At 33.7% G+C, this 24,659-nt stretch carries 29 protein-coding genes and 1 tRNA gene; 16 read left to right on the forward strand and 14 right to left on the reverse strand.

The genetic code is table 11. The features are described from left to right. The first annotated feature begins 157 nt into the window (after window positions 1-157). Both htpG and ACFQ1K_RS07560 read left to right on the forward strand, forming a co-directional pair. Window positions 158-2,065: a molecular chaperone HtpG gene (htpG, locus tag ACFQ1K_RS07555; protein WP_320555642.1), complete on the forward strand. Its 1,908-nt coding sequence runs from the start codon at window positions 158-160 to the stop codon at window positions 2,063-2,065. Between the two features lie 199 nt (window positions 2,066-2,264). Next, on the forward strand, window positions 2,265-2,840 hold the full coding sequence (locus ACFQ1K_RS07560; protein ID WP_320555611.1) for a Crp/Fnr family transcriptional regulator: 576 nt from the start codon (window positions 2,265-2,267) through the stop codon (window positions 2,838-2,840). A 219-nt stretch (window positions 2,841-3,059) separates the two neighbouring features. Here ACFQ1K_RS07560 and ACFQ1K_RS07565 read toward each other — a convergent pair whose 3' ends face one another. From ACFQ1K_RS07565 to ACFQ1K_RS07575, 3 genes are read right to left on the reverse strand one after another with little or no spacing between them, the layout of a single operon-like run. Further along, a complete protein-coding gene (locus ACFQ1K_RS07565) occupies window positions 3,060-4,229 on the reverse strand; it encodes a hypothetical protein (protein ID WP_320555612.1) in 1,170 nt (389 codons plus the stop codon). After that, window positions 4,213-4,725: a hypothetical protein gene (locus tag ACFQ1K_RS07570; RefSeq protein WP_320555613.1), complete on the reverse strand. Its 513-nt coding sequence runs from the start codon at window positions 4,723-4,725 to the stop codon at window positions 4,213-4,215. Before ACFQ1K_RS07570 ends, ACFQ1K_RS07565 begins: the two co-directional genes overlap by 17 nt. Then, a complete protein-coding gene (locus tag ACFQ1K_RS07575) occupies window positions 4,709-5,272 on the reverse strand; it encodes an RNA polymerase sigma factor (protein WP_320555614.1) in 564 nt (187 codons plus the stop codon). Before ACFQ1K_RS07575 ends, ACFQ1K_RS07570 begins: the two co-directional genes overlap by 17 nt. A 112-nt stretch (window positions 5,273-5,384) precedes the next feature. Here ACFQ1K_RS07575 and ACFQ1K_RS07580 point away from each other — a divergent pair, with 112 nt between their 5' ends. Next, a complete protein-coding gene (locus tag ACFQ1K_RS07580) occupies window positions 5,385-6,701 on the forward strand; it encodes a hypothetical protein (protein WP_320555615.1) in 1,317 nt (438 codons plus the stop codon). On the opposite strand, the gene ACFQ1K_RS07585 is transcribed toward ACFQ1K_RS07580, so the two are convergent. Next, complete coding sequence (locus ACFQ1K_RS07585; protein ID WP_320555616.1) at window positions 6,698-7,102, reverse strand: hypothetical protein; 405 nt, start codon at window positions 7,100-7,102, stop codon at window positions 6,698-6,700. The genes ACFQ1K_RS07580 and ACFQ1K_RS07585 overlap by 4 nt on opposite strands. Then, window positions 7,089-7,673, reverse strand: a complete 585-nt coding sequence (locus tag ACFQ1K_RS07590) for an RNA polymerase sigma factor (RefSeq protein ID WP_320555617.1) — start codon at window positions 7,671-7,673, stop codon at window positions 7,089-7,091. Before ACFQ1K_RS07590 ends, ACFQ1K_RS07585 begins: the two co-directional genes overlap by 14 nt. Window positions 7,674-7,813: 140 nt before the next feature. Between ACFQ1K_RS07590 and ACFQ1K_RS07595 the strand changes: the two genes are divergently transcribed. The 4 genes from ACFQ1K_RS07595 to ACFQ1K_RS07610 all read left to right on the forward strand — a co-directional run bounded on the left by ACFQ1K_RS07595 (window position 7,814) and on the right by ACFQ1K_RS07610 (window position 9,773). Next, window positions 7,814-8,158, forward strand: a complete 345-nt coding sequence (locus ACFQ1K_RS07595) for a DUF6249 domain-containing protein (RefSeq protein ID WP_320555618.1) — start codon at window positions 7,814-7,816, stop codon at window positions 8,156-8,158. Window positions 8,159-8,258: 100 nt separating this feature from the next. Beyond that, the gene (locus tag ACFQ1K_RS07600) at window positions 8,259-9,245 is read left to right on the forward strand and encodes a hypothetical protein (RefSeq protein ID WP_320555619.1); all 987 of its coding nucleotides are present in this window, start codon (window positions 8,259-8,261) and stop codon (window positions 9,243-9,245) included. Next, on the forward strand, window positions 9,238-9,591 hold the full coding sequence (locus tag ACFQ1K_RS07605) for a DoxX family protein (RefSeq protein WP_320555620.1): 354 nt from the start codon (window positions 9,238-9,240) through the stop codon (window positions 9,589-9,591). Before ACFQ1K_RS07600 ends, ACFQ1K_RS07605 begins: the two co-directional genes overlap by 8 nt. An 11-nt stretch (window positions 9,592-9,602) precedes the next feature. Next, window positions 9,603-9,773, forward strand: coding sequence for a hypothetical protein (locus ACFQ1K_RS07610; RefSeq protein ID WP_320555621.1), 171 nt, complete (start codon window positions 9,603-9,605; stop codon window positions 9,771-9,773). On the opposite strand, the gene ACFQ1K_RS07615 is transcribed toward ACFQ1K_RS07610, so the two are convergent. After that, entirely contained in the window at window positions 9,774-10,454 is a 681-nt protein-coding gene (locus ACFQ1K_RS07615) for a M15 family metallopeptidase (RefSeq protein WP_320555622.1), read from the reverse strand. It abuts the gene before it with no gap. 32 nt (window positions 10,455-10,486) lie between these two features. Between ACFQ1K_RS07615 and ACFQ1K_RS07620 the strand changes: the two genes are divergently transcribed. The 9 genes from ACFQ1K_RS07620 to ACFQ1K_RS07660 all read left to right on the forward strand — a co-directional run bounded on the left by ACFQ1K_RS07620 (window position 10,487) and on the right by ACFQ1K_RS07660 (window position 16,692). Beyond that, the gene (locus tag ACFQ1K_RS07620) at window positions 10,487-11,089 is read left to right on the forward strand and encodes an alpha-ketoglutarate-dependent dioxygenase AlkB family protein (protein WP_320555623.1); all 603 of its coding nucleotides are present in this window, start codon (window positions 10,487-10,489) and stop codon (window positions 11,087-11,089) included. A gap of 405 nt (window positions 11,090-11,494) precedes the next feature. Then, window positions 11,495-12,421: an alpha/beta hydrolase gene (locus ACFQ1K_RS07625; protein ID WP_320555624.1), complete on the forward strand. Its 927-nt coding sequence runs from the start codon at window positions 11,495-11,497 to the stop codon at window positions 12,419-12,421. Between the two features lie 282 nt (window positions 12,422-12,703). Continuing rightward, complete coding sequence (locus tag ACFQ1K_RS07630) at window positions 12,704-13,564, forward strand: SPFH domain-containing protein (protein ID WP_320555625.1); 861 nt, start codon at window positions 12,704-12,706, stop codon at window positions 13,562-13,564. A gap of 1 nt (window position 13,565) precedes the next feature. Then, the gene (locus ACFQ1K_RS07635) at window positions 13,566-13,748 is read left to right on the forward strand and encodes a hypothetical protein (protein ID WP_320555626.1); all 183 of its coding nucleotides are present in this window, start codon (window positions 13,566-13,568) and stop codon (window positions 13,746-13,748) included. 2 nt (window positions 13,749-13,750) lie between these two features. After that, window positions 13,751-13,909 carry a DUF4177 domain-containing protein gene (locus ACFQ1K_RS07640; protein ID WP_320555627.1) on the forward strand — a complete coding sequence of 53 codons (159 nt, stop codon included), beginning with the start codon at window positions 13,751-13,753 and terminating at the stop codon, window positions 13,907-13,909. Continuing rightward, window positions 13,909-14,418 (forward strand): hypothetical protein, encoded by a 510-nt coding sequence (locus ACFQ1K_RS07645; RefSeq protein WP_320555628.1) that lies wholly within the window; start codon window positions 13,909-13,911, stop codon window positions 14,416-14,418. Before ACFQ1K_RS07640 ends, ACFQ1K_RS07645 begins: the two co-directional genes overlap by 1 nt. After that, a complete protein-coding gene (locus ACFQ1K_RS07650) occupies window positions 14,411-14,590 on the forward strand; it encodes an Arc family DNA-binding protein (RefSeq protein WP_320555629.1) in 180 nt (59 codons plus the stop codon). Before ACFQ1K_RS07645 ends, ACFQ1K_RS07650 begins: the two co-directional genes overlap by 8 nt. Before the next feature lie 62 nt (window positions 14,591-14,652). Then, window positions 14,653-15,960 carry a DUF819 family protein gene (locus ACFQ1K_RS07655; protein WP_320555630.1) on the forward strand — a complete coding sequence of 436 codons (1,308 nt, stop codon included), beginning with the start codon at window positions 14,653-14,655 and terminating at the stop codon, window positions 15,958-15,960. 21 nt (window positions 15,961-15,981) lie between these two features. After that, on the forward strand, window positions 15,982-16,692 hold the full coding sequence (locus ACFQ1K_RS07660; RefSeq protein ID WP_320555631.1) for a DUF4369 domain-containing protein: 711 nt from the start codon (window positions 15,982-15,984) through the stop codon (window positions 16,690-16,692). A gap of 61 nt (window positions 16,693-16,753) precedes the next feature. Here ACFQ1K_RS07660 and ACFQ1K_RS07665 read toward each other — a convergent pair. From ACFQ1K_RS07665 to ACFQ1K_RS07700, 8 genes are all read right to left on the reverse strand, one after another. Then, window positions 16,754-16,827, reverse strand: a tRNA-Thr gene (locus ACFQ1K_RS07665). A gap of 47 nt (window positions 16,828-16,874) precedes the next feature. Further along, on the reverse strand, window positions 16,875-17,144 hold the full coding sequence (locus ACFQ1K_RS07670) for a hypothetical protein (RefSeq protein ID WP_320555632.1): 270 nt from the start codon (window positions 17,142-17,144) through the stop codon (window positions 16,875-16,877). 59 nt (window positions 17,145-17,203) lie between these two features. Then, window positions 17,204-18,175 carry a type I phosphomannose isomerase catalytic subunit gene (locus tag ACFQ1K_RS07675; protein WP_320555633.1) on the reverse strand — a complete coding sequence of 324 codons (972 nt, stop codon included), beginning with the start codon at window positions 18,173-18,175 and terminating at the stop codon, window positions 17,204-17,206. 3 nt (window positions 18,176-18,178) lie between these two features. Then, a complete protein-coding gene (locus ACFQ1K_RS07680) occupies window positions 18,179-18,589 on the reverse strand; it encodes a 6-pyruvoyl trahydropterin synthase family protein (protein WP_320555634.1) in 411 nt (136 codons plus the stop codon). After that, entirely contained in the window at window positions 18,586-19,113 is a 528-nt protein-coding gene (idi, locus tag ACFQ1K_RS07685) for an isopentenyl-diphosphate Delta-isomerase (RefSeq protein WP_320555635.1), read from the reverse strand. The genes ACFQ1K_RS07680 and idi overlap by 4 nt, the downstream gene beginning before the upstream one ends. A gap of 108 nt (window positions 19,114-19,221) precedes the next feature. Then, window positions 19,222-21,195 carry an OmpA family protein gene (locus tag ACFQ1K_RS07690; protein ID WP_320555636.1) on the reverse strand — a complete coding sequence of 658 codons (1,974 nt, stop codon included), beginning with the start codon at window positions 21,193-21,195 and terminating at the stop codon, window positions 19,222-19,224. A 10-nt stretch (window positions 21,196-21,205) separates the two neighbouring features. After that, window positions 21,206-22,132 (reverse strand): PorP/SprF family type IX secretion system membrane protein, encoded by a 927-nt coding sequence (locus ACFQ1K_RS07695; protein WP_320555637.1) that lies wholly within the window; start codon window positions 22,130-22,132, stop codon window positions 21,206-21,208. A 28-nt stretch (window positions 22,133-22,160) separates the two neighbouring features. Continuing rightward, window positions 22,161-24,659: DUF7507 domain-containing protein (locus ACFQ1K_RS07700; RefSeq protein WP_386134042.1), on the reverse strand; the 2,499-nt coding region annotated here is incomplete at its 5' end.

Genomic DNA, 24,659 nt, shown 5'->3' on the forward strand with positions numbered 1-24,659 from the left:
ACTAACATGTATTCGTTATGCGTGCATAATACTTAAAATTATGTCATCTTGTCACAAATACCCAATTGGTATTTTATTTGAAACATAGGACTTTGAATATAAATAAATAATTAACAAGATTCCTACTTTCACAGGAATGACAAAACAACATAGAAAAATGACAAAAGGAAGTATTAATGTATCGGTAGAGAATATCTTTCCGTTAATTAAAAAGTTCTTGTACTCTGATCACGAAATCTTTTTACGTGAGTTAATCAGTAACGCTACGGATGCCACTTTAAAACTAAAGCATTTGACTACCATTGGCGAGTCTAAAGTAGACTATGGTGCACCAAAAATTGAGGTTAAAATTGATAAGGAAGGAAAAAAACTTCATATCATAGACCAAGGCATTGGTATGACAGCCGAGGAAGTAGAAAAGTACATTAACGAAGTAGCATTCTCAGGTGCCGAAGAGTTTTTAAACAAATATGAAGATTCGGCTAAAGATGCAGGCATTATCGGTCACTTTGGTTTAGGGTTCTACTCAGCCTTTATGGTTGCCGATAAGGTAGAGATCATTACAAAGTCACATACAGATGCCCCTGCTGTGCATTGGACTTGTGATGGTTCACCAGAATTCACCCTAGAAGAAGCCGACAAAAAAGATAGAGGAACAGAAATTATTTTGCACATTTCTGAAGGCGAGGAAGAGTTTTTGGAAGATGGAAGAATTCGTGAGCTTTTGACTAAGTACAACAAGTTCATGCCTATTCCAATAAAATTTGGAACGAAGGAAATCAATGATCCTGACTTTACACCTAAAACCACAAAGGATAAAGATGGTAAAGAAACTACTGAACCACATAAAAAAATTACAGTAGACGATATTATAAATAATCCTAACCCTGCTTGGACCAAACAACCTGCAGATTTAGAGGATAAAGATTATAAGAGTTTCTATAGAGAACTGTATCCTATGCAGTTTGAAGAGCCACTTTTCCACATTCATCTTAACGTAGATTACCCATTTAATCTTACCGGAATATTGTATTTCCCTAAGATGACCAATGATCTTAACATTCAAAAAGACAAGATTCAATTGTACCAAAATCAGGTCTTTGTTACGGATAATGTTGAAGGAATTGTACCAGAGTTCTTAACCATGCTAAGAGGTGTTATCGACTCACCAGACATTCCGTTAAACGTATCACGTAGTTACTTACAAGCCGATGGAGCTGTTAAGAAAATATCCTCCTATATTACACGCAAGGTAGCAGACAAATTAAAATCGCTTTTCAACAACAACCGTGAAGATTTCGAAAAGAAATGGGACGACATTAAAATTGTTATTGAATACGGAATGCTTTCCGAAGAGAAATTCTTTGAAAAAGCAGACGCGTTTGCCTTATACCCAACGGTTGACGGTAAATATTACACCTTTGAAGAATTGACCAATGCTATAAAGGCTAAGCAAACCGATAAGGATGACAAGATGGTGATTCTTTATGCATCTAATAAAGACGAGCAACACAGCTACATTCAAGCTGCAAAAGACAAAGGCTATGAAGTATTGTTGTTAGATTCTCCTATCGTTAGCCACCTAATGCAAAAACTGGAAACCTCAAAAGAAAACATCTCTTTTGCACGTGTGGATGCCGATCATATTGACAATCTCATTAAAAAAGAGGACACTGCAATTTCTAAGTTGTCTGATGAGGAAAAAACAAAATTAGACGAGCTTTTAAAAGAAGTAGTGCCATCAGAAAAATTCATGGTGCAACTAGAAGCTATGGATAGCAATGCGTCTCCGTTTATGATTACGCAACCAGAGTTCATGCGCAGAATGAAGGAAATGCAACAGACAGGTGGTGGCATGTTTGGTATGGGCAATATGCCAGAAATGTATAATTTGGTAGTAAATACCAATCACGATTTGGTGAATGAAATTTTAAACACCAAAACACGTAAAAAACAAGAACGCTTAATTAATCAAAGTTTAGACTTGGCACGTTTGTCTCAAGGCCTATTGAAAGGTGAAGAATTAACAAACTTTATCAAGCGCAGTTACGAGATGATTAAGTAATCTTGATTTATCATACTTTACCCTGTCTGGTCATAGTCAGGGGTTTCAAAATCTCTTATAATGCAAAACCACTTAGAATATTCTAAGTGGTTTTTTTCTTATAAAACTAACTTTTAACCTTTTTTTAGTTACAACTGTCGAATTTTCCTTTCAATTAGTTCTTAATTTTTTTAATTTCATTCTTTCCAACCTTAAAACAGTGCGATCAGACAATTCTAAGATCAAAACCATTTTTAAAGAGCTTGATTTTACTAATGATGAATTAAAGCTCATTGAGTCCGTGTTCCATAAAGAGATTATCAAAAAAGGGGAAATTCTTATTCATCCAGGCGATACGGTTGATGCACAATACTACATTTTGGATGGATGCCTGCGAGCTTTTCATTTAGATAATCAGGGAAAAGAATATACCATTCAATTTGGCATAGCAGATTGGTGGATGAGCGATTTTACCGCCTTCTTTTCCGAAGACAAAGCCATATTAACCGTTGAAGCAATTACTGATTCTATAATTTATAGAATTAACAAAAAGGACAAGGAGTATTTATATAGTGAAATACCTAAAATAGACTGCTTCTTCAGAATTAAACTTGAACGTGCCTTTGCTGCATTTCAAAAGAGAATTTTAACTGGCATCTCAAAACCTGCTAAAGAACGTTATCTCGATTTTATGGCTACCTATCCTAAAATTGAAACTTATTTAAAGAATTACCACATTGCTTCTTATTTAGGCATAACCACAGAAAGCCTCAGCAGAATAAGGAAAGAGTTATAGCTTAAGTAGTATTTCTTAACATACATCAATTTTTAATTGCCATAATACTATTAAGTTTGCACGACCTTAATAGCATTAATTAAGTTACCCTAAGGATTAATAGCCAAAAAGCGCAAGTTGTTTAAACTTGCGCTTTTTTTATTCTTTTTCTAATAATGAGTATTATTTTAATTAAAGCTTTAGAGCATATTACTCTATAATTTCAAAAAAAAATAAATGCTAATTAAGGGAATGAGAATAAGATACGATTATGCCATGAACAATATCAAAGAAGATCTGGCCTTCTGACTTTTTATCTTTATCAGCTTCCTTTACCATCATAGTTTGTTTTTCACCTTTGGAAGTAGGCTGCATATTGACTTCGAACTTGTTTTTACCAAAAAGATTTTTGGTATTATGACCAACAACCTTAAGACTGTAATTTTGTGTTGGATAAAAAAAATGAACCTTTGAATATTCAGAATAAAGACTAAATCGTTCAAAATTATTAGACCAATTGTAGAAGAAATATTCACTGTTAAAATCCGTGATTGTGGTCTCTTTTTGTATTTCCCCTATTTCAATTTTAGAAAATTCAGAATTAATTTTAATGTCTTTTAGACTTCCTATTTTACCATTTTTAATATTCTTTAGATTATAACTACCTCCTATTATTGCCTCAGCTTCAAAATTGGCATTATCTATTTTCACTAGGTTGTAAGCATTTGTCATTGCCTTTGCCTTAATAGTTCCTTGCTGTGAAGTTATAGACACCTCATTACGTAAATCGTTTCTAAAGTAAATACCTGAATTCCTAGCATTGATGTTTAATTTAACTGTAGATGGGATTTTAATTAAAAACTTGCTACGTAAAATGTCTACATTTTCTTTAGATATGTTAGATAAATTTCCGTCTTTATCAACTTTCTTAAACTTACCTTTAACATATTCTATTGGGTTTCTGGTCCAATTCGTCTTGTTATTTTTTCTAATTTGAGCTAACAAGGAATCTTTAGATTTTCGAATTACGGAATCCTTTTTTGAACTAAAAAAATCATCTTCAAACGAAATCCCGTAGTCTCCTTTAAATTCGTAGGTTACAAAAGTCACTTGCTGTTTACTAGTGGCATTTAGTGTTACAATATTATCATAACTCGTTACTTCTGCCTTAATTCCGTCTATTTTGTCCTGAATTTCTTTTTTGGAATAACCATGAAATTCCATCACATATTCAAAATGTATCTGATTGTCCGAAGATTCCTCTATCGCTACATAAATATTTTCAAAATTTAAGATTACAGATGTATTCTTATCTACATCTATATGTTTTTGGAGTATGCGACGTGTTTGTGAATAGCTCATTGCTGATGTGATGAGTATCAGCACTAAGATTTTAAATTGATTTTTCATGTTGTTCGTTTTTTTGATTCAATATTTTAATGTGCTCTTGTATATCTTTTAGTATTTGAAGTCGTGTCTGTAAATTCTCTACTAATGCTTCTACAACCTGTATGTTATTGACATCTCCCTTAAATTGCTCTGCAATTAGTTGGTAATCCTTATCCAAATCATCTAATCTTTTTCGGAAGCGAACAACCAAAACCTCATCATCGGCAATGGCGATAAAATTATCCCATTCGGTATTAATCTCTTTAAGATAATCGGCCTCTAATGCTTCTACTTGTGCTATTATTGGCGATACTTCTTCAGTTGGTTTTTTGTAGAGTACAGTGAAACCAAGAGTTAGTGCTACTATAACTACAGCAACAACATTTAACCATTTTTGACCAACTTTTTTAGATTGATTTTGTGCTTTTAACTTATCTAAAAATTCCTTTCTATGATTTGCTGGAGGTGTTTTTAAATCCTCTTGGTCTTTAAAAAATTCTCTAATATCTTGCTTCATTATACTTCTGTTTTAAGAGTTCCTGTAATTTTAATTTCCCACGTCTTAAATGTGTCCTAGAGGTTTTTATGGGTATATCTAAAATCTCTGAAATTTCGGTGTGGTCGTAACCTTCAATTAAGTAAAGCTTTATAACTATTTTATGTTTTTCGTTCAGCTGCGCTATGGCATTTAGAATGTCCTTTTTGGTTAGTGAACTGTCAAAACGCCAATCATTATTATCAATTATTTGCAATTCTGAAACCTCAACTCCAGAGAATTCAATTTTCCTCTTCTTTAAAACATCTAAACACTGATTGATTACAATACGTTTTAACCAAGCTCCAAAAGTTGCCTCTGGTTTATAATCTTCAAGATTTACAAATGCTTTTAAAAAGCCTTCTTGCGTGGCGTCTTTTGCATCTTCTTCATTATTAAGATACCTATAAGCTACTGTAAACATAGCGTTGCAATATTGATCATACAATTGCATTTGCGCCATTTGGTTACCATTTCTACAGGCTGTTATTAAAGTTTCTAGTTGTGCTTGCATTAAGTTGGTTGGCATCTTTATTTTTAAAAACGATGAAAAGTGATTAGGGTTTCAAATTTGGATTAAAAAAATTAAAATTAACTGAATATAGTTAACTTTAGACTTAATTAACACCAACGTAATAACCATGAGTCAAGATTATAACAATCCTGCATTTAAAAAATTACTTCAAAAATTACAGGAAGAAAGCTGGCAGTTAGAGTTACTTATTTCTGGTTTTGCAATATTTGGCTTGTTTACTGCTTTCCCATATTTGAACATTGAAGTCAAAGCTGCTCAGAATGATGGTAAAATTTATTCATGGATTGTACTATCTGTAGTATTGGTATCTTGTGCCATTTTAATTTTCAACTTATTGCTTCATGTGGTATTGCGTGGTCTTTGGATTGGTGCTCTGGGATTACGCTATGTTTCTGGAGATATTGACTATGAGGCTTTAAATTACAGTCCAAAATTCACCAATTACCTAAAAAAGAAAGTTGGTTCCTTTGATCGCTACATCGCCAGGTTAGAGAATTATTGCAGCATTATTTTTGCTATTTCCTTTCTTTTAATTTTTTATGTCCTTGCCTTTACTTTTACTATTATTTCTATTGTTTTAGTCGCCAAATTATTGTTGGATAACGATAGTATCAACGATTCTCTTGGCAAATGGATTGGTATACCTCTTATTGTATTTATTGTTATTGGAATGTTTTTCACATTCATTGATTTTTTAACCCAAGGTTGGCTAAAAAAGAAGAAATGGCTCAGTAAACTATACTTTCCAATCTATTGGGTATTTAGTCGAATCACGTTAGCGTTTTTATACCGACCATTAGTGTACAATTTTTTAGACAACAAGTTTGGTAGACGGATTAGTTTGGCACTTGTCCCAATCTATGTATTAATTCTTGTTGGCACGAGCCTACGTTATAATACCTCAAATTATTTCAATTCAGACATCAACTCAAACAGTTTTATAGCAGATAATAGCAATTATGAAGATTTACTAAGTGATGATGACTTTATTGAAGATGTTGCAATCTCTTCTAAAGTTATTACCAACAACTTCATGAAAGTGTTTTTGGTTTTTAATGACGATTTTGATGATTACATTTTTGCATTCAATAAAGGCCTAAAACCTGAAAAGGAACTGAGAGGTTTGGATAGTGATATTGTTATTGTTAATGATATGTCTTGGAACAAAAGAGATAGTTTGAGAAAAACTTATATAGAGACCTTGAAAGAGGTTTTTACCATTAAAATTGACTCTATTGAATTTAACAACGACTATGTTTTTGGTCAGGGTAAAAAACAGCAGACAGGCTTTGAAACCTATGTTGGCCTTAAAAATTTTAATGAAGGGAAACATATACTGAGCATAATAAGAAAACGAATAAGAAAACAAGATACACAGCGATTAGTATATGCTAAGATTCCCTTTTGGTATTTCCCAGATTAATACGATAGTTTTTGATTGAAATACTGCTTTAATAATGGCACTTGAATAGCAACCATCAGAGCCAAAAACACTGTAGCATACATTAATGTACTTGAAAAACTGAAGGATATATTGCTAAGGAAGTCAAAAGAAACATCAGGTATATTGTAACGTTCAGAGAGGCTTGCTGTATCACTAGGTCTATTAAAAACAATATTAGCTATTAATGCCATAAAACCACCAGCCAATAACCACCATACATATTTAGGAATTAACGGTTTATAAACAATTGCCTTTGTTTTAGGAAGTGATTCGATTTTAGAGATGACCTCATCCGTAAAATGTTCTGGTGCCTTTTCTAAACTATCATAAGCCATAAGTTTATTCACTAAATCCTCTATTCTTTTATCATCCTTTTCCATAACTTATATTATTTTGTGGTTGTAGATATTGTTCTAAAATCGTTGCCAACTTTTTACGAGCTCTAAATAATTTGACCTTAACCGTGTTAGTTTCAATATTTATAATTTTGGAGATCTCTTCTAAAGAGAGTTCTTCAAAATAAAACAAGGTCAATAACGCACTACTATCTTCAGGCAACTTATTAATACAATTTTTTATTAATGTGTTTTTTTCTTCCTTAATAATATTATCTAATGCATTATCTATAGTATCTAATTTATTAAATGTAAACTCATCTATTGTAACATTATTAAGATGTTTCTTGTTCTTTTTGATTCTATCTAAACAAGTGTTGTAGGCCACTCTGTAAATCCATGTAGAGAATTTAGAATCTCCTTTAAAATTCTCTAATGACTTAAACACCTTAATAAATGTATCTTGAGCCACCTCCTCAGCCTCTTCCCTGTTTTTAAGCATTCTTATAGCTAAAGTGTACACCAAATCCTTGTACTTATCTACTAATTGCGCATAAGCCCTGGTATTGCCATTTTTAATAGCTTCAATTAATATGTTCTCGTCGTTGGTGGTCATTTTGTATTTAAGACGACCACATTTTTGTAAAGGTTACAAACCGAGTAAAAAAATATTTTCTAAAAAAGTGTAACCTAAAAACTTAATGTGTCGTCATAAGCTAAAAACAATTAAAATTAATCAATTAAAAAACAAACACTATGGACGCAGAAATATTAATACCAATTAGTTTTTTCGCAGCAATTTTTGGAATGGTTTATCTATACTTTTCCACCCGAAACAAAGAGCGCTTAGCTTTAATAGAAAAAGGAGCCGATGCCAGTATTTTTAATTTAGGGAAACGCTCAGGATCTTCATGGAAAGTAATAGTCATTAACCTAGCCTTTCTTTTAATGGGTATTGGTTTAGGTCTATTTATTGCAAATCTTCTAGAAACAACAACCAATTTAGATGAGGATGTAATCTACCCTGCAATGACCTTTCTCATGGCTGGTGTTGGTCTTTACGTTGGTTTTACACAAACCAAAAAAGCAGTGGAAGACTAACTACAACACATAATCAATCAAAACTAAAAACGTCTCATCTTATGAGGCGTTTTTTAGTTTTATTTGCCTTGCTTAATTTATTTCAGCATCTTTAACATCTATGAGTTCTAAATTATTTATAACCTTATTATTTATCACTTTTGGATGGGCCAAATCTACTGCCCAAATTAAAGTGCTAGACAGTGTTTCCAAAAGTCCCATAAGTTATGCCACGGTATCCTTTGGAAGTGGACAAGGAATATTTGCCGATGATGACGGTGTGTTTTTCTTCACCAAAAAATTATATCCAGACGTCGATTCCCTATTTATTTCGGCTATTGGTTTTAGAAATCTAAAAATTGCCACATACAATTTACCCAACCAACTGTTCTTACAACCACAAGTAGATGCTTTAGATGAGGTTGTTTTAAGTACCAAGCTGAATAGAAAATTTAAGATAGAAATTTCAAAGCCCTATCTCGATGATGACTATTATAACTGTTGGTTACCAACTATAGAATCTGAAATAGCCGTATATTTTGAAAAAACTTCAGATAAGGATCAAAAATTAGAAAGTGTTAGTTTTCCTATTGCACTAGAGTCTAAGGATTGGAATAAACGTAAACGTGCCAATAGCCAAAAAAAGAAATTTTCAACCCTATTTAAGGTGCAGTTTTATGTTAACGATAAAGGGGTACCAGGAAAAGTGTTAACCTATGAAACTATTGTCTTTAGAGCCACTGAAAAAGATGGTGATGTTTATAATCTCGATGTTAGCGGCTATAACCTTTATATTCCAAAGGATGGTTTTTTTGTATCTATACAGGTCATGGGATATACCAATAAGGAAGGAAAACTTCTACCAAATAAAAAATACAAGGAAATAAAAACAAAGAACGAAACTGTAAAAATCCCTACTAATTTTAGACCACTCTTACCCTTTACAGATAAAGTTGAAGGCAAAAACACATTTATAAAACGTATTTTTATTAACGGAAATAATTGGGTGAAATTTGATAAAGGCAATGGTTTTAAATCTAGTCTTTTAGACAAAAATCTCTTTAATTATGGTATTGGGATAACGTATAAAACATTTAAGGATGAGTAACCTGTTAGGACTATATATTATGGCTGGTATGTATATTTTGGCTGGTCTTATGCATTTTATAAAACCAAAAATGTATATGCGCATTATGCCAAGCTATTTACCAAATCACAAATTTTTGGTATTACTAAGTGGTATTGTAGAAATTGTTTTGGGTGTAGCTCTATTATTTCCTGAAACAAAGGCTTTTGCCATTTATGGCATTATTGCCATGTTAGTAATTTTTCTTTTAGTGCATTTTTATATGTTATCTGGAGAAAAAGCTTCTGCTGGTATCCCAAAATGGATATTGATTTTAAGAATTCCGCTTCAATTTTTATTGATGTATTGGGCATACATTTATATTTAATTTTAAAGCATATGAAAGATAAAACTGGATTAATAATTGCTCTTGTTGGTATTGCGATACTTGCTGGCACCATCATTTATCAAGCCAAAACTGAGAATTCTGCGCTCGCGTTTGTAGTACTTGGTCTATTGGTAAACATTGTAGGTGTCATCATTCACTTAAAGAGAAACTCAAAAAAGTAATTACTCCACCTCAAAATCAAAATATGTGTTTGGGTAAGGCTCACCACGCAATGTAAAATGCCACCATTCCTTAGGATAATTCCTAAAATTATGTTTTAGCATCACGTTTTGTAGTAATTGGCGATTCTTCTTTTGTGCTTCAGTAATGCCGTCATAATCTACCCAAGACTCTTCACCAAAAAAATCATAAGGACTTCCCATATCTAAAGGTTTACCAGTGTTGCCATCAATAATAGTGAGATCAACGGTACTTCCTCTACTATGGCCAGAGCGTGAAGCAATATATTCTTCCCTAAATAAATTTCGTTTATGCACATCTGGATAAAAGAGAGCCTTGTTAATGGTATCATTAAGATCCTTTGCCCAACGCATAAAGTGATTCACTGCACGCTGTGGTCGATAACCATCATAAACTTTTAAGCATAAATTCTTTTTCTGCAACTCATCTTGAACTTGTTTTAACTGTTTAGCCGCTGCATTGGTTAGTATTAAATGATTAGACTTATAACCATCAATGGTATCTCCAACAAAGTTATTTGTGGTGTAATACCTTAACTCTACATCCAAGTCTGGTATCAATGTCTTAACATAAACAAAGTCTTTTGGCAATTCTTGATTAGGAAAAAAGGCTAAACCAAGAAAACCCAGAGTAATTATATAGATGAGAATTTTATATTTCATATTGAAGTACTAATTTAGAGAAAAATTATGCTATGGACTTGTTTTCGAGCGAGAAACAACATCTGATTTTACCTAATGCTGAGTTGATTTATGTACCTGACTTTTTTAAAATTCAAGAAGCCAACTACTATTTTAATGCTATAAACAAACAAACACAATGGCAACACGATGACATAACCGTCTTCGGAAAAACCTATAAACAACCTAGATTAACAGCTCTTTTTGGTGATACCAACCAACCTTATAGTTACTCAAATATTACTATGTACCCCAAGGCCTTTACACCCATTTTAAACGTAATCAAAGAAAAGGTTGAAGATTTCTCAAATGAGAAATTCAATACACTTTTGATTAATCTCTACCGTGATGGAAATGATAGTAACGGTTGGCATGCCGACAATGAAAAAGAATTAGGGATTAATCCCGTTATTGCATCCATAAGTTTAGGAGAGGAACGACCATTTCAATTTAAACATAGAACATTAAAAACCGAAAAACATAAGATTAACTTGAAACATGGCAGTTTATTATTAATGAAAGGTGAAATGCAGCATTTTTGGTTACATCAAATTGCAAAAACAAAACGTAAAATTCAACCTCGAATAAATTTAACCTTTCGAAAATTATTTAAATGAAAAGGAGTAATAGAAGAAAACAGATGTAAAACAAAAAACCGGGTTCCCTCAAACCCGGTTTTTCTAATTTGCTTTTTTATTATGTAAGTAGATTTAGGGTCTCTAAGTCAACATAACATAACGCAAATATTAATTAATTAATCCATTGAACTAAAAACTAAATTTTAGTACACTTCAAATATATAATTAGATTTTAATTTTATCGCTTAAAAACACTATTAATCGATGTAATACATTTAATTTTAACATTTAAGGATGAAAATATGCATTTCATCGATAAAATACACTTCACAATATAGAATTATTTTACCAAAATTTCACAATAAAATGCATCCAAAAAAAGTTGAATTATTAAAATTTAAAATTATTATACGTTAACTTTACCTTAAATAAAATTGTAATTCAATGAAGTACCTTTTAGTAATTTTAAGTGCTCTGATTTTTAATTTTTCATTTTGTCAAGACAATTTATTTACAGAAGAGGAGATTTCTGTTTCATCCTTAATTGATGGCACTCTGTTGACTCCAAATACCAATGAAAAACAGATATTGGTAATCATCATAGCCGGTTCTGGACCAACGGATAGAAATGGCAATCAGAATTTTATGAAGAACAATTCCCTTAAAAAATTAGCAGAAGAATTGGCTAATGAGGGTATTGCTACCTATAGATACGATAAACGAATTGTAAAACAAATACGTCAAGGTAATATTGATAAAAACGTAATGTTTGACGATTTTGTGAGTGATGCGGTAGAGGTTATCACCTATTTCAAAGAAAAGGAGGCACACTCAAAAATCTATATTGTTGGCCATAGCCAAGGAAGCTTAGTGGGTATGCTCGCAGTTAAAGACCTAGCTGATGGATTTATTTCGTTGGCGGGCGCTGGCCAAAACATTGGAGATGTCATTGTAGATCAAGTTACAAATATGGCTCCTAAACTTGGAGAAGAAGCTCAAAAAGTGGTAGATAAACTTAAAAATGGAGAAACAACATCGGAGTTCCCTCCTATGCTGGCATCTGTTTTTAATATAGATATTCAACCTTTTATGATCAATTGGATGCAATATAATCCTACCGAAGTTATTCGTAAGTTAAACATTCCTATACTCATTGTTAATGGCACCAAAGATCTTCAAGTTTCTGAAGAAGAAGCCCAACTATTAAAAGACGCTAATGAAAATGCTGAACTAAAAATTATTGAAAACATGAATCATGTGCTCTTCGAAATTGAAGGTGATGATCTAGAAAATTCAAAATCATATAACGAAGCATCTCGCGAAATCTCTTTAGAGCTTATCGAAAGTATCACCAAGTTTATTAAGAATTAAAATTTAATATAACATAATTAAAAAAGCATCTCGTACGAGATGCTTTTTTACTAACTAACCAACCAAAATGTAATGTCGCGATGTTGTAGTGTTGTTACGATTGTAACGATCGCTGTAACCATTACAACAACTATATTTCAAATCGCGTGCCAAACTCTATTTTTTATTTTTTTTCATAAAACTGTAACAATTATTTGGAACTAGACACATATAGTGTATATCTTTATGATATCATTTTAATATCATATTGAATAAAATGATTAACCAATTAAATTTTTAATTATGAAAGAAGAAAAAATCATCGTTCCTGCTAATGGCTACTTTATGCTATTTGTATTTTTAGTTCTGTTTTTTGGAAGTATTGCCACTATTGTTGCATTAAAAACTCCATGGCCCATAATCACTATTGTCTTATCATTAGTTATGGCATTTGGTTTTGTGATGGTACAGCCTAACGGATCGCGCGTATTATTACTATTTGGAAAGTATGTAGGCACTATCAAAAAGAATGGTTTTTATTGGGTCAATCCATTTTACACCAAGAAAAAAATCTCATTAAGAGCTAGTAACTTTGATAGCGAACGCTTAAAGGTAAACGACAAACTTGGTAACCCAGTAATGATTAGTACTATATTGGTATGGCGCGTACAGAATACCTACAAGGCTGCTTTTGATGTAGATAATTACGAAAATTTTGTTCGTGTACAAACAGATGCCGCTGTTCGTAAGCTCGCTAGCATGTATCCTTATGATAATTTTGCTGATGAAGGCCATGATGAAGACATAACGTTGCGCTCAAGTGTTAATGAAGTAAGTGAAGCTTTAGAAAAAGAAATCGATGAGCGTTTATCTATTGCAGGTATTGAAGTACTTGAAGCACGTATAGGTTACTTAGCTTACGCGCAGGAAATCGCAAACGCCATGTTAAAACGTCAGCAAGCTACCGCTATCGTTGCTGCAAGACATAAAATTGTAGAAGGTGCCGTGAGTATGGTAGAAATGGCCATCCAAGAGCTTAACAAAAATGAAATTGTAGAATTAGATGAGGAGCGTAAAGCAGCTATGGTGAGCAATCTTATGGTTGTACTTTGTGGTGATAAAGAAGCTGCTCCTGTGGTTAATACAGGAACTTTAAGTCATTAATATGAATAAAAATCAAATATTTAGTATTGCTATTGGAAGTACCTTTGGTTCAAGTATAGGAATAACCGTTGGAGCCATTGCAGGTAATGTAGCTATGGGAGTCGTATATGGCTCAATTATTGGAATAGTAGGAGGCATCATCATAGCATATGTAATTTTCAATGAAAATAAAAGTGAAAAATAAAGATGAAAGAGTATAAAGTCATACAACCTAAGTTAGGTTTTAGAAATCGATTTCAGCAATTTGAAGACCTGTTGAATCAGCATGCCAGAGAAGGCTGGAGCGTGAAGTTTATTGGACAAGGATGGGCAAGTGTTGTCTTAGAACGTGATAAAAATAGATAATGCGAATTTTTAAAGAAGAACAGCGTTTTAATCAAACCTGGATAATTGTATTAATGGTTATTAGTACGATTATGCCACTGGCCATTCTATTGCATACCCATATTAACAATCCTGAAAGTTTTTCTGGTTTGGAGTTTGCCATAGCAATAATGATTATCATTCTTGCTTCAAGCATGATTTTTTTCCTTAAGATGAACACCAGAATCGATGACAAAGGGATTTATTATAAATTTTTTCCTTTTCATTTTAAATATAGACTCATAAAGTGGGGAGAAATATCCGAAGTTTATGTTAGAAAGTATGATGCCATAACAGAGTATGGAGGTTGGGGACTAAAAGGTGGTGCAATTTGGAAAAAATCAAATGGAAAAGCTATAAATGTATCTGGCGATATTGGGATTCAACTGACATTGAAAAATGGTAAGAAACTATTGTTAGGCACCCAAAAATCAGAAGAAGCCAAACGCATATTAGAAACCTACAAATCAAAAATCAATACAAATGTCTAAGAAGAAAGCTTTTGCTTTACGGATAAATGAAGAAATGTTGAAAGCGATTGAAAAATGGGCTGCTGATGAGTTTCGAAGTACCAATGGCCAAATAGAATGGATGCTCATGCAGTATTTAAAAGAATATAACAGGCAACCCAAACCTAAAACAAACAAAAATGATGAAAAGTGACTTTAATAGTCACTTTTTTATTGCTCTTTATTTTGGTATTTTGCGCCCTTAATGATCAACTTATGGACACTGCACCTATTTTTACACAGGATACCATTGTTTTTGGGCTATTAATGTTAATGCTGGGATTTGTTTTTTATACATCCTCAAGCGAAAACAAGTTTTGGAAAAAATTCTACAAATATATACCTGCCCTTCTCATGGCGTATATGATGCCTGCCGCATTAACCACTTTTGGTTTAATAGCACCTGAGTGGGAAACTGTGAATGTAAATGGTGAGGTTGTTAAGCATCAATCACAAGTATACTACATTGCAAGTCGATTTTTGCTCCCAGCGGCACTGGTACTTATGACTATTAGTATTGACTTAAAAGCAGTCTTTAATTTAGGCTGGAAGGCTTTAGCCATGTTTGGTACTGGTACCATTGGTATTATCATTGGTGGTCCTATTGCGATTTTTTTAATTGCATTAATTTCGCCAGAAACTGTTGGAGGTGCTGGTGCTGATGCGGTTTGGAGAGGGTTGGCAACACTTGCTGGAAGTTGGATTGGTGGTGGTGCTAATCAGGCAGCAATGTTAGAAATATATGAATACAATACCGCAAACTATGCCGGTATGGTCATTGTTGACATTGTCGTGGCCAATATTTGGATGGCTATTCTTTTACTTGGTATTGGCAAACAAGAAAAGATTGACAGATGGCTCAAAGCGGATAATAGCGCTATTGATACCTTAAAGGAAAAAGTATCTAGCTACGCAGAAAGCATTTCGAAAAATCCAACCTTGACTGACTTTATGGTCATCTTAGGTATAGCATTTACTGTTGTTGGATTTTCGCATTTTGGGGCAAATGAAATTTCTGAATTTCTTAAAACCAACATTGAAGCCGTTAGTGATAAAAAATCAGCTTGGTCATCATTCGGATCCCAATTTTTCTGGATGATAACCATCGCAACCATTTTAGGTATCATTTTGTCTTTTACCCGTTTAAAGAAATACGAAGGAGCTGGTGCAAGTAAAATTGGAAGTGTATTTATTTATATCCTCGTCGCTTCTATAGGGATGAAGATGGACCTAACGAAAATAGTAGATAACCCAGGATTAATCATAGTTGGCTTAGTTTGGATGGCTATCCATGTCGCACTGTTGTTTTTGGTCGCTAAATTAATTAGAGCTCCTTATTTCTTTCTTGCCGTAGGAAGTAAAGCAAATATAGGTGGCGCAGCCTCAGCACCTGTTGTTGCCGCAGCATTTCATCCCTCCTTAGCAACTGTTGGTGTTCTATTAGCTGTTTTTGGCTATGTAGTAGGAACCTATGGTGCGATGTTGACAGCCGAATTAATGCGAATGATTGCACCAATAACATAATAACAAACTTTTTTATATTCCATGACAAACTTTTACAAAACACTCAGTGTTTCGCTTTTATTACTTTTTACAGTGTCTTGTAGCAAAGACGTTGATACTAATTTTACATTAAAGGGACGTATAAAAGGCCTTAAAAAAGGAGTGGTTTATCTTCAAAAGGAAGGTGACTCCACCATTATAGATTTAGACTCGATGATTATTACCGGTGAACCTGAGTTTAACTTAAAGACCAACCTAGAAGAACCTTTATTACTTTATTTAAAATTATTTAAAAATGATGGAGAAGAGCATTATATTCCATTTTTTGCAGATAAAGGGGTAACCGAAATATACACGACATTAGATAATTTTAATTTTGACGCGGAAATTAAAGGATCTAAACAACAAGATCTATTGAACGAATACACTAAAGTCATGTCTAGCTTTAACAATAAGAATTTAGATATTATTAAAGCCAATTTCTTAGCGCAAAAGGATAAGGATAGTCTAGCAATGGACTCGTTGAATATAGCATCTGAAACTTTAGTAAAACGCAAGTATTCTTATACCATTCAATTTGCCTTAAATCATAGAGATAATATTATCGCACCTTATTTAGCATTATATGAAATACCCTCAGCAAATCCCGTTTATGTAGATTCTGTCTATAATGGTTTAACTGAGGAAATTAAAAATTCATTTTATGGTAAGAAACTCGGTGAAGTAATCAAGAACAGAAATACAAAAGAATAGCTTGATTCATCCATAAAATTAAAAAAGCTCTGATTTAATAAAAATCAGAGCTTTTTTTAAGAGCCGATAGAGGGACTCGAACCCACGACCTGCTGATTACAAATCAGCTGCTCTAGCCAGCTGAGCTATATCGGCAAAAACGGAAGCAAAATTAAACGTTAAATTCAATTTTGCAAATCCTATTATTTTAATTTATTAATTCTTTCTATTAATGCTCTTCCCTTAGATTCAAGGTCTTTATTAATTGATTTGAAATGAGCTTTCGCATCTTCTATACTTCTATCATTTACGCGAGCAATCAATTCGTCAAATGATGCTATAGCTTCATCAATAATAGCATTACTTTCCTTCGTAGGCTTTTCTGCATTTTCCAATTCCCAGTAATAAACTGCTTCAATAATATCTCCAAAAACGTAATTGATATCCTTTTTTAAATCTCTTTTATTTGCCATAATAATCTATGTTTATTTGAATACAAATGTAGTAATTAGTTAATTTACTTTTTGAAGTTTTAGATATAAACTTCTAGAAGTTTTGCCTTATTAGTTTTAAGTGAATAATCTTTAATACAAGCAGGTATCAACATAGTTTCACCCTTTGAAATCAATTCTTTTGAATTCTCCATTACCACTTCAACTTCACCATCTATACATATATAAATAACAAAGGAATCGTGGTTATTTTTAACAGAAAAATCAGTATCTAAGTCTAAATAGTTAGTTGTAAAAAATGGACAACTTATCACCTTATTAGACTCATTTCTTCCTTTATTATAGGAAACTCTATAGTTATCCTTTAAGTCAAATTTAAAGGCGTCTAAAGCTATATCATTATGAAGTTCACGCTCATTACCCTTTTCATCCTTTCTGTCCCAATCGTATATGCGATATGTAATATCACTGGTCTGTTGAATTTCTGCTAACATTACACCACCACCGATGGCATGTACACGACCAGCTTCAATAAAATAAGTATCACCCTCTTTTACGTTATCAAAATTTAAAACTTCTGTCAGTGTCCTTTCTTCAAGATGCTTTAAATATGTCTCTTTATCCATTTCACGATTAAAACCTACTATGAGGTTTGCATCGTCATCGGCTTGCATGACATACCACATTTCGGTTTTTCCGAATGAATCATGTCTTTGCTTAGCCAAAGTATCATCTGGATGTAATTGGATGCTTAAATCTTCTTTAGCATCAATGAACTTGATCAATAATGGGAAATTACGGCCATATCTTTTATAGTTTTTTACACCTAAAAGGCTTGAGGTAGTCTCTTCTATAATTTCTTGAAGTGTCTTTCCTTTTAATGGTCCGTTAGCGACAATTGAAATATCACCTGGGACGGTACTGATTTCCCAGCTTTCACCTAGATTCTTTGAACTTGAAGGCTTCTTAAGTTGTTTACTAAGTTTTTCCCCACCCCAAATTTTATCTTTTAAAATGGGTTTAAACTTTAAAGGATAGAGTTGATTCTTCATAAATTAATCACCAGAATAGGTTACAAAATTACGAGGGGTTTCGTAAAGTGTTATTTCTAAATGAAATTTAGAATCTAGTTTTGCCTTTATCTTATTGTAAATGACCACTGCAATATTTTCTGCCGTAGGATTCAAATCTTGAAACTCTGGGACTTCTACATTTAGGTTTTTGTGATCAAAAGCATCTTCTACTTCGCTTTTTATGATATCCTTTAAAATCTTTACATCAATAACATAACCTGTTTCTGGATCAATATCGCCAGTAACGCTTGCTATAAGCTCATAATTATGACCATGAAAGTTAGGATTGTTACACAAACCAAAAACGGCATCATTCTTTTCAAAACTCCAATCTTTTCTGTAAAGTCTATGTGCGGCATTAAAATGTGCTTTTCTATGTACGGTTACCTTCATGATTTTTTTACGTTTATAAATTCATAAAACTTATCGAATATAATTTTAAACCAAGCCGTGAAATTTTCTGGGTGACGTGCAATGTCTAACTTAACATCTTCTAAACCCATCCATTTCCAATCCGCAACTTCATCAGGATTTATTTTGGGTTGATCATTATAATATCCTATCATAATATGATCATATTCATGCTCGGTTAATCCGTTATCAAAGGGAGCCTTATAAATAAAGGATGTAGTTTCTTCCAATTCCGTTACAAAACCCATTTCTTCTTGTAACCGACGTTTACCAGCTTCTAAATTAGATTCTCCTTCTCTTTGGTGGCTGCAACATGTATTTGTCCATAAACCTGGTGAGTGATACTTGTGTAGCGCACGTTGTTGAAGCATCAATTCATTATTAGAATTAAATACAAAGACAGAAAATGCACGATGCAATAGTGCTTTTTCGTGAGCTTCCATTTTTGGCATTAGCCCAATTTGATTGTCATTTTCATCTACAAGGATGACTTTTTCTTCTCTCATAAAGCAAAATTAACATCTAAAGCATTAAAAATGCTAAAGGAATTCATAAAAAATAGCCGTTTATGTATAAACGGCTATTTTTAATTTCTTTTTTATAAATTTTTATTCCTAATCTTCACAAGATTGACCATTAATACTTGTAATGATAAACTCACTGCGTCTATTCAATTGATGTTCATCCTCAGAACAGCCAGACGCACCTGCTGTATCACAACCACAATCATTAACCAGTTGTGACTCACCGTAACCTTTGGCTGTTAATCGTTCTTCAGCAATACCGTTATCGATTAAATACTGACGTGTAGACTTGGCCCTTTTTTCTGAAAGTCTCTCATTATAGTCTGCAGGACCTCTACAGTCTGTATGCGAACGTATATCGATAGTCATCGTTGGATACTTGTTCAATACTGCCAATACCTTCTGTAATTCAATTTCAGCATCATATCTTATATTCGATTTATCAAAATCGAAATAGATGATAGGAATATCTAAAATCTTGGCTAAATCGTCACAAGCGTTGATTTCTTGAACGTCTTTATCTAAAAGTAATTGTAACTGTAGCTCTTGCTTTTTCTTTGGTGTGGTAAAACGTTTTTCATCAGATATGAAGGTTTCTTTTTCACCTCTTACAAGATATTCCATTTCACAATCTAACTCAAATTCAAAAACGGCATCCTCACCAACGGTTTTTCGTTCAATTTCGTTCCCTTTGCCATCAAATAATACCACAATGGCATTAGGTATGAGTTCGTCTGTTTTACTATCTTGAACTGTTCCGAATACCAGTTGCTCACACTCGGGCACTTCAAAAGTATAGATATCATCACTACCTTTTCCTCCTTCTCTGTTAGAACTAAAATAAACTCGTCTGGTCACTAAATTTTCATAATATCCAAAATCATCGGCTGGACTATTTACTGGTTTGCCCACATTCTCAATAGGAAAATTTCTATTAGAACCTGAGGCCACTTTTTGATCTAACTCTTCGGATTTAAATACATCCAAACCACCTAGCCCAGGGAAACCTGTTGATGAAAAGAATAAATTACCACTGGTATCAATAAAAGGAAACGACTCCTGCCCTTCCGTATTTATGGAAGACCCTAAATTCTCTGGCTGTCCAAGCGTACCATCATCATTAACGTCAACAACAAAAATATCTGATTGGCCGTACGTACCTGGCATATCCGATGCAAAATACAATCGTGATCCTGTTAAGTTTAAAGTTGGGTGAGCAACACTATAATCTTCACTATTAAAATGTACCTTATGAATCTCATCCCAAGTCCCATCTTCACTTAATGTAGCTCTATATAATTGTAATCGATTAACACCTGTACCATCTTCTTTATATTTTAATTTGAAGAAGTTGTTTCTGGTAAAAAACATATATCTACCATTTGGCGAAAACACGGCACTCGACTCATGGTATTTCGTATTTACCTTTCCTTGAATTTCCTTAACCTCTCCAAAGCCATTTTCAGTTTTCTCTACTGAATATAAATCTAGATAAGGCTCTTCGTTCCAACGATATTTTCGACCACCACCTCTAGCTGAAGCAAAGACAATTCCATCTTCATACTCAGTAGTACCAAAGTCTGAAAGTTCTGTATTAATTTCTAAATTATGAACCTCGATGTCATCTCTACTCAATTCTTCTATATTAGCTCTATAATCTACCTTAGAAAGGAAAGCTTTACCTCTCATATCATCTGGCTTAAGCTCATTGAATTTTTTCATCCACTTATCAGACTCGTCGTAATTTTCAATACCTTTTAATGCTAACGCATATCTAAAATAGTATTCCGGATCAATGACTTCATTCATTGTAAATAATTCACCATACCATTTGGCAGCATTTTCCATATCATTTCTGAAATAAAAGGAATTTGCCAATTTCTGAAAAAGGTCGGCAGACTTGTAGCCTTTATTGGCTACTTCCAAAAGGACTTCGCTTGTTTTTACATAAGCAAAATCCCTATAGTCGTCTTCAACACTTTTAATTTTTCCATTTTGAGCAATGGCAGATAAGGCAAACATACCTGCACATACTAAACTTATATATCTTGAAATTGTTCTCATAGTCTTATTTTTAGAAGAAACGTGGTGATAAAATTCTGCCTAATCGCTTCACTTCAAATCTTAAAGTTATTTCGTGAGTTCCACCATTGTAATTATTTAAACCTGTTGTGGTTAAATCATATCCATAACCAATAAACATGCCAGGTGTAGCTTGAAAACCTACAAGAGCACTCACAGAGTCATCCCATCTCCAAGCTAAACCAGCAGTTAAATTCTTTTTGTACCAAAAGTTAGCAGACACGTCCGCAATAAGCGGTGTATTTGAAACCGCTTTCACTAAGAAAGCTGGTTTTAACTCTAAGGTTTCACTAAGGTTGAAAACATAACCACCTATGGCATAGAAATGCATACGTTCTGTAGCTCTAGACTCCTGAAAGTCATCATAATGTTCTGTTTCTAAAAAGTTTGGTACAGCTAACCCTAAATACCATTTTCTAGTATGCATGTATAGTCCTGCACCAACCATTGGTGAAATAAGATTAACATTTTCATTGAACACGTTATCTGGATCTCGGAATCGACCTTTACTCCAATCTAAATCTAACATATGTATTCCTCCTTTTACTCCAAACGATAATTTTAAATCATTTGCATTTAAAGGAATAGTATATGAAAAATTAGCATCAATAAAATTCTCTCTAGCAGGACCAAGTGCATCGCTAACAATGTTCAGACCTAAACCTATACGCTCATTGCGTAAAGGCGAATGAATACCTAAAGATTGTGTTTGCGGTGCACCATCAATACCCACCCATTGTGATCTATGTAAACCTACAACACTTAGTGTCTCTCTTTGGCCAGCATACGCGGGGTTAACACTCAAAGTATTGTACATATAATGAGTGAATTGAGGATCTTGCTGGGCATTTAATTCAGTTACTAATAGTGTAGTAAACACCATTAAAATTAAACTTGCTTTTGATAATATACGTATCATCTTTCTGTCTTTTTCTATAGTTGTTTACTTATCTATTTATATATAACCATCCTACTCTCGGTTCGGATCCATCACCCAAGTCCAGTACATAATAATATGTGCCTACAGGCAACTCGTCTGATTGACCAATGACTGCTCTTCCATTTGTAGTACCACTCCAATCATTGAGATATCCGTTTTTAGAATAAACGATATTACCCCATCTGTTATAGACTTCTAATTTGTTATTTGGGAATCGCTCTAAACAATCAATAACAAAAGTCTCATTAACACCATCACCATTTGGAGAGAACTCATTGTAAATTGTTAAACATATTGGATCCACAACAGCACTACCCTCATCATTGGAAGGGTTAACATCCATTCCACCATCAGCAACATCAACAAACGCTGTATTTACATAATCTCCGAAACCTAATACTTCAACAGTAATCTCAAGAATTTCAACTTGATCAGGATCTAATTGACCAACTGTCCATTCTCCATCAAACTCAGAATAAGTTCCTGTGGTTGTAATTGCTGAGACAAATACATAACCACTTGGAATTTGTTCACTAATAACCACATTGGTCGCAGTAACGTTACCTATATTGGCTACTTCAATAGTAAATGTTACTTCATCACCAACAACAGGCCTTACTTCATCAACAACTTTAGTGACTTCTAAATCAAAGATTGAATTAACCGCCGTAACTGTTGGGTCATCTGGATTACCATCCCCATTAGGGTCATCATCATTTGCGTCATTTGGATCATCACTAATGTCAACAACATCATCTGTAGGATCCCCTAAGTCACCGTTAGGTCCTTCTGCACTAACGCTGGCGGAGTTGGTTACAAAACCAGTATCTAAATCGAGTTGTGTAATTTGATACGTTGCAGTAAACGTAGTACTATCAATTTCACCTGGTAATAACTGTGCGATCGGACCACCAACTAAGTTTAAACCTGGTAATAAATCTTCAACCTCAATATTAGTTAATGTTACATTTCCAGTATTTTCAACAATAAATACATATGAAATAATATCATCTAAACTACCTTCTATACCATCACCATTTGTATCTTCAAGAGGTAATGTAGTCTTGATAAGACTTATCATTGGTACTTGAATTATTTCGGTATTTGTTACATCATCTTCAGTATTACCATCAGTATCATCACCATCATCACTGTCGTCAATAACACTTCCACCTAATGGATCCGTACTACTTGCAACAGCTTGATTGGTAACTATTCCAGCATCAATATCTTCTTGAGTTAAGATATAAGTTGCACTGTAAACAATAGTATCAGAACCTACAATCATATCCTCTAAGTCTGCCTCACCGTCTTCATCACTACCACCACTTACATAAAGAGGTGTTGGTAATGTTCCTGTTCCTGTAAAATCAGCTAAATCTTCTGTTACATTTATATCAAATAAGGTTACGTTACCTGTGTTTGTTACTGTATAAGTATAGGTAATAACATCGCCAGCATCGGCAACACCATCTCCACCAGTATCTAAATTGCTGGTTTTCTCAATAGTCATATCAGGAGATTGTGGAATTATAGTATCTGTAGGATCATCATTACTTGTCAAATCACTTGGATCATCACTATCATCACTTACTGCGCCACCTAATGGGTCGGTAGAACTAGCAACAGCTTGATTCGTTACAATTCCTGCATCAATATCTTCCTGAGTTATTGCATATGTTGCTGTATAAACTATTGTATCAGAGCTAACAGCTATATCTTCTAAATCACCTTCACCATCTTCATCACTACCTCCACTTACATAAACTGGTATTGGCAATGTACCTGTTCCTGTAAAATCTAAGGCTTCTTCTGTTACACTAACATCGAATAAGGTTACATTACCTGTGTTAGATATTGTATAGGTATAAGTGATAATATCACCAACTGTTGCTATTCCGTCTGCCCCTAAGTCTAAACTACTTGTTTTTTCAATAGCCATGCTAGGATTTTGTGGAATCACTGTGTCTGTTGGATCGTCATTACTCGTCGGATCACTAGGATCATCACTCTCATCACTTACTCCTCCACCCAGTGGTCCCGTTCCATTTGCAAGAGCCTGATTCGTTACAATGCCTGCATCAATATCTTCCTGAGTTATTGCATATGTTGCTGTATAAATTATTGTATCAGAACCAACAGCTATATCTTCCAAATCACCTTCACTATCTTCATCACTACCTCCACTCACATAAACCGGTGTTGGCAATGTACCTGTTCCTGTAAAATCTAAGTTGTCTTCCGTTACACTAACATCGAATAAGGTGACGTTACCTGCATTAGTTATTGTATAGGTATAAGTGATGATATCACCAACTGTTGCTATTCCATCTACACCTAAATCTAAAAGACTTGTCTTTTCAATTTCTAATACCGGATCCTGGGCTATCGCAACTACCGTTGGGTCATCCAACGTATTGCCGTCGCCGTCATCACCATCATCACTGGTATCCGTAACATCGTCCGGACCGCCCAGTGGACTGTCGCCAGTCGCAGTGGCACTGTT

Source organism: Winogradskyella aquimaris, from assembly GCF_042676105.1.
In the GTDB taxonomy this organism is placed as follows: Bacteria; Bacteroidota; Bacteroidia; order Flavobacteriales; family Flavobacteriaceae; genus Winogradskyella; species Winogradskyella aquimaris.

Excerpts from the sequence above, each read along its gene's own strand:
- ACFQ1K_RS07625 (WP_320555624.1), top strand. The coding sequence starts at position 11,495 with ATGAAGTACCTTTTAGTAATTTTAAGTGCTCTGATTTTTAATTTTTCA.
- ACFQ1K_RS07675 (WP_320555633.1), bottom strand. The coding sequence starts at position 18,175 with ATGAAGAATCAACTCTATCCTTTAAAGTTTAAACCCATTTTAAAAGAT.
- ACFQ1K_RS07580 (WP_320555615.1), top strand. The coding sequence starts at position 5,385 with ATGAGTCAAGATTATAACAATCCTGCATTTAAAAAATTACTTCAAAAA.
- ACFQ1K_RS07585 (WP_320555616.1), bottom strand. The coding sequence starts at position 7,102 with ATGGAAAAGGATGATAAAAGAATAGAGGATTTAGTGAATAAACTTATG.
- ACFQ1K_RS07690 (WP_320555636.1), bottom strand. The coding sequence starts at position 21,195 with ATGAGAACAATTTCAAGATATATAAGTTTAGTATGTGCAGGTATGTTT.
- ACFQ1K_RS07655 (WP_320555630.1), top strand. The coding sequence starts at position 14,653 with ATGGACACTGCACCTATTTTTACACAGGATACCATTGTTTTTGGGCTA.
- ACFQ1K_RS07610 (WP_320555621.1), top strand. The coding sequence starts at position 9,603 with ATGAAAGATAAAACTGGATTAATAATTGCTCTTGTTGGTATTGCGATA.
- ACFQ1K_RS07660 (WP_320555631.1), top strand. The coding sequence starts at position 15,982 with ATGACAAACTTTTACAAAACACTCAGTGTTTCGCTTTTATTACTTTTT.
- ACFQ1K_RS07615 (WP_320555622.1), bottom strand. The coding sequence starts at position 10,454 with ATGAAATATAAAATTCTCATCTATATAATTACTCTGGGTTTTCTTGGT.
- ACFQ1K_RS07605 (WP_320555620.1), top strand. The coding sequence starts at position 9,238 with ATGAGTAACCTGTTAGGACTATATATTATGGCTGGTATGTATATTTTG.
- ACFQ1K_RS07645 (WP_320555628.1), top strand. The coding sequence starts at position 13,909 with ATGCGAATTTTTAAAGAAGAACAGCGTTTTAATCAAACCTGGATAATT.
- idi (WP_320555635.1), bottom strand. The coding sequence starts at position 19,113 with ATGAGAGAAGAAAAAGTCATCCTTGTAGATGAAAATGACAATCAAATT.
- ACFQ1K_RS07695 (WP_320555637.1), bottom strand. The coding sequence starts at position 22,132 with ATGATACGTATATTATCAAAAGCAAGTTTAATTTTAATGGTGTTTACT.
- ACFQ1K_RS07670 (WP_320555632.1), bottom strand. The coding sequence starts at position 17,144 with ATGGCAAATAAAAGAGATTTAAAAAAGGATATCAATTACGTTTTTGGA.
- ACFQ1K_RS07680 (WP_320555634.1), bottom strand. The coding sequence starts at position 18,589 with ATGAAGGTAACCGTACATAGAAAAGCACATTTTAATGCCGCACATAGA.
- htpG (WP_320555642.1), top strand. The coding sequence starts at position 158 with ATGACAAAAGGAAGTATTAATGTATCGGTAGAGAATATCTTTCCGTTA.
- ACFQ1K_RS07565 (WP_320555612.1), bottom strand. The coding sequence starts at position 4,229 with ATGAAAAATCAATTTAAAATCTTAGTGCTGATACTCATCACATCAGCA.
- ACFQ1K_RS07620 (WP_320555623.1), top strand. The coding sequence starts at position 10,487 with ATGGACTTGTTTTCGAGCGAGAAACAACATCTGATTTTACCTAATGCT.
- ACFQ1K_RS07630 (WP_320555625.1), top strand. The coding sequence starts at position 12,704 with ATGAAAGAAGAAAAAATCATCGTTCCTGCTAATGGCTACTTTATGCTA.
- ACFQ1K_RS07575 (WP_320555614.1), bottom strand. The coding sequence starts at position 5,272 with ATGCCAACCAACTTAATGCAAGCACAACTAGAAACTTTAATAACAGCC.
- ACFQ1K_RS07600 (WP_320555619.1), top strand. The coding sequence starts at position 8,259 with ATGAGTTCTAAATTATTTATAACCTTATTATTTATCACTTTTGGATGG.
- ACFQ1K_RS07590 (WP_320555617.1), bottom strand. The coding sequence starts at position 7,673 with ATGACCACCAACGACGAGAACATATTAATTGAAGCTATTAAAAATGGC.
- ACFQ1K_RS07595 (WP_320555618.1), top strand. The coding sequence starts at position 7,814 with ATGGACGCAGAAATATTAATACCAATTAGTTTTTTCGCAGCAATTTTT.
- ACFQ1K_RS07570 (WP_320555613.1), bottom strand. The coding sequence starts at position 4,725 with ATGAAGCAAGATATTAGAGAATTTTTTAAAGACCAAGAGGATTTAAAA.
- ACFQ1K_RS07640 (WP_320555627.1), top strand. The coding sequence starts at position 13,751 with ATGAAAGAGTATAAAGTCATACAACCTAAGTTAGGTTTTAGAAATCGA.
- ACFQ1K_RS07650 (WP_320555629.1), top strand. The coding sequence starts at position 14,411 with ATGTCTAAGAAGAAAGCTTTTGCTTTACGGATAAATGAAGAAATGTTG.
- ACFQ1K_RS07635 (WP_320555626.1), top strand. The coding sequence starts at position 13,566 with ATGAATAAAAATCAAATATTTAGTATTGCTATTGGAAGTACCTTTGGT.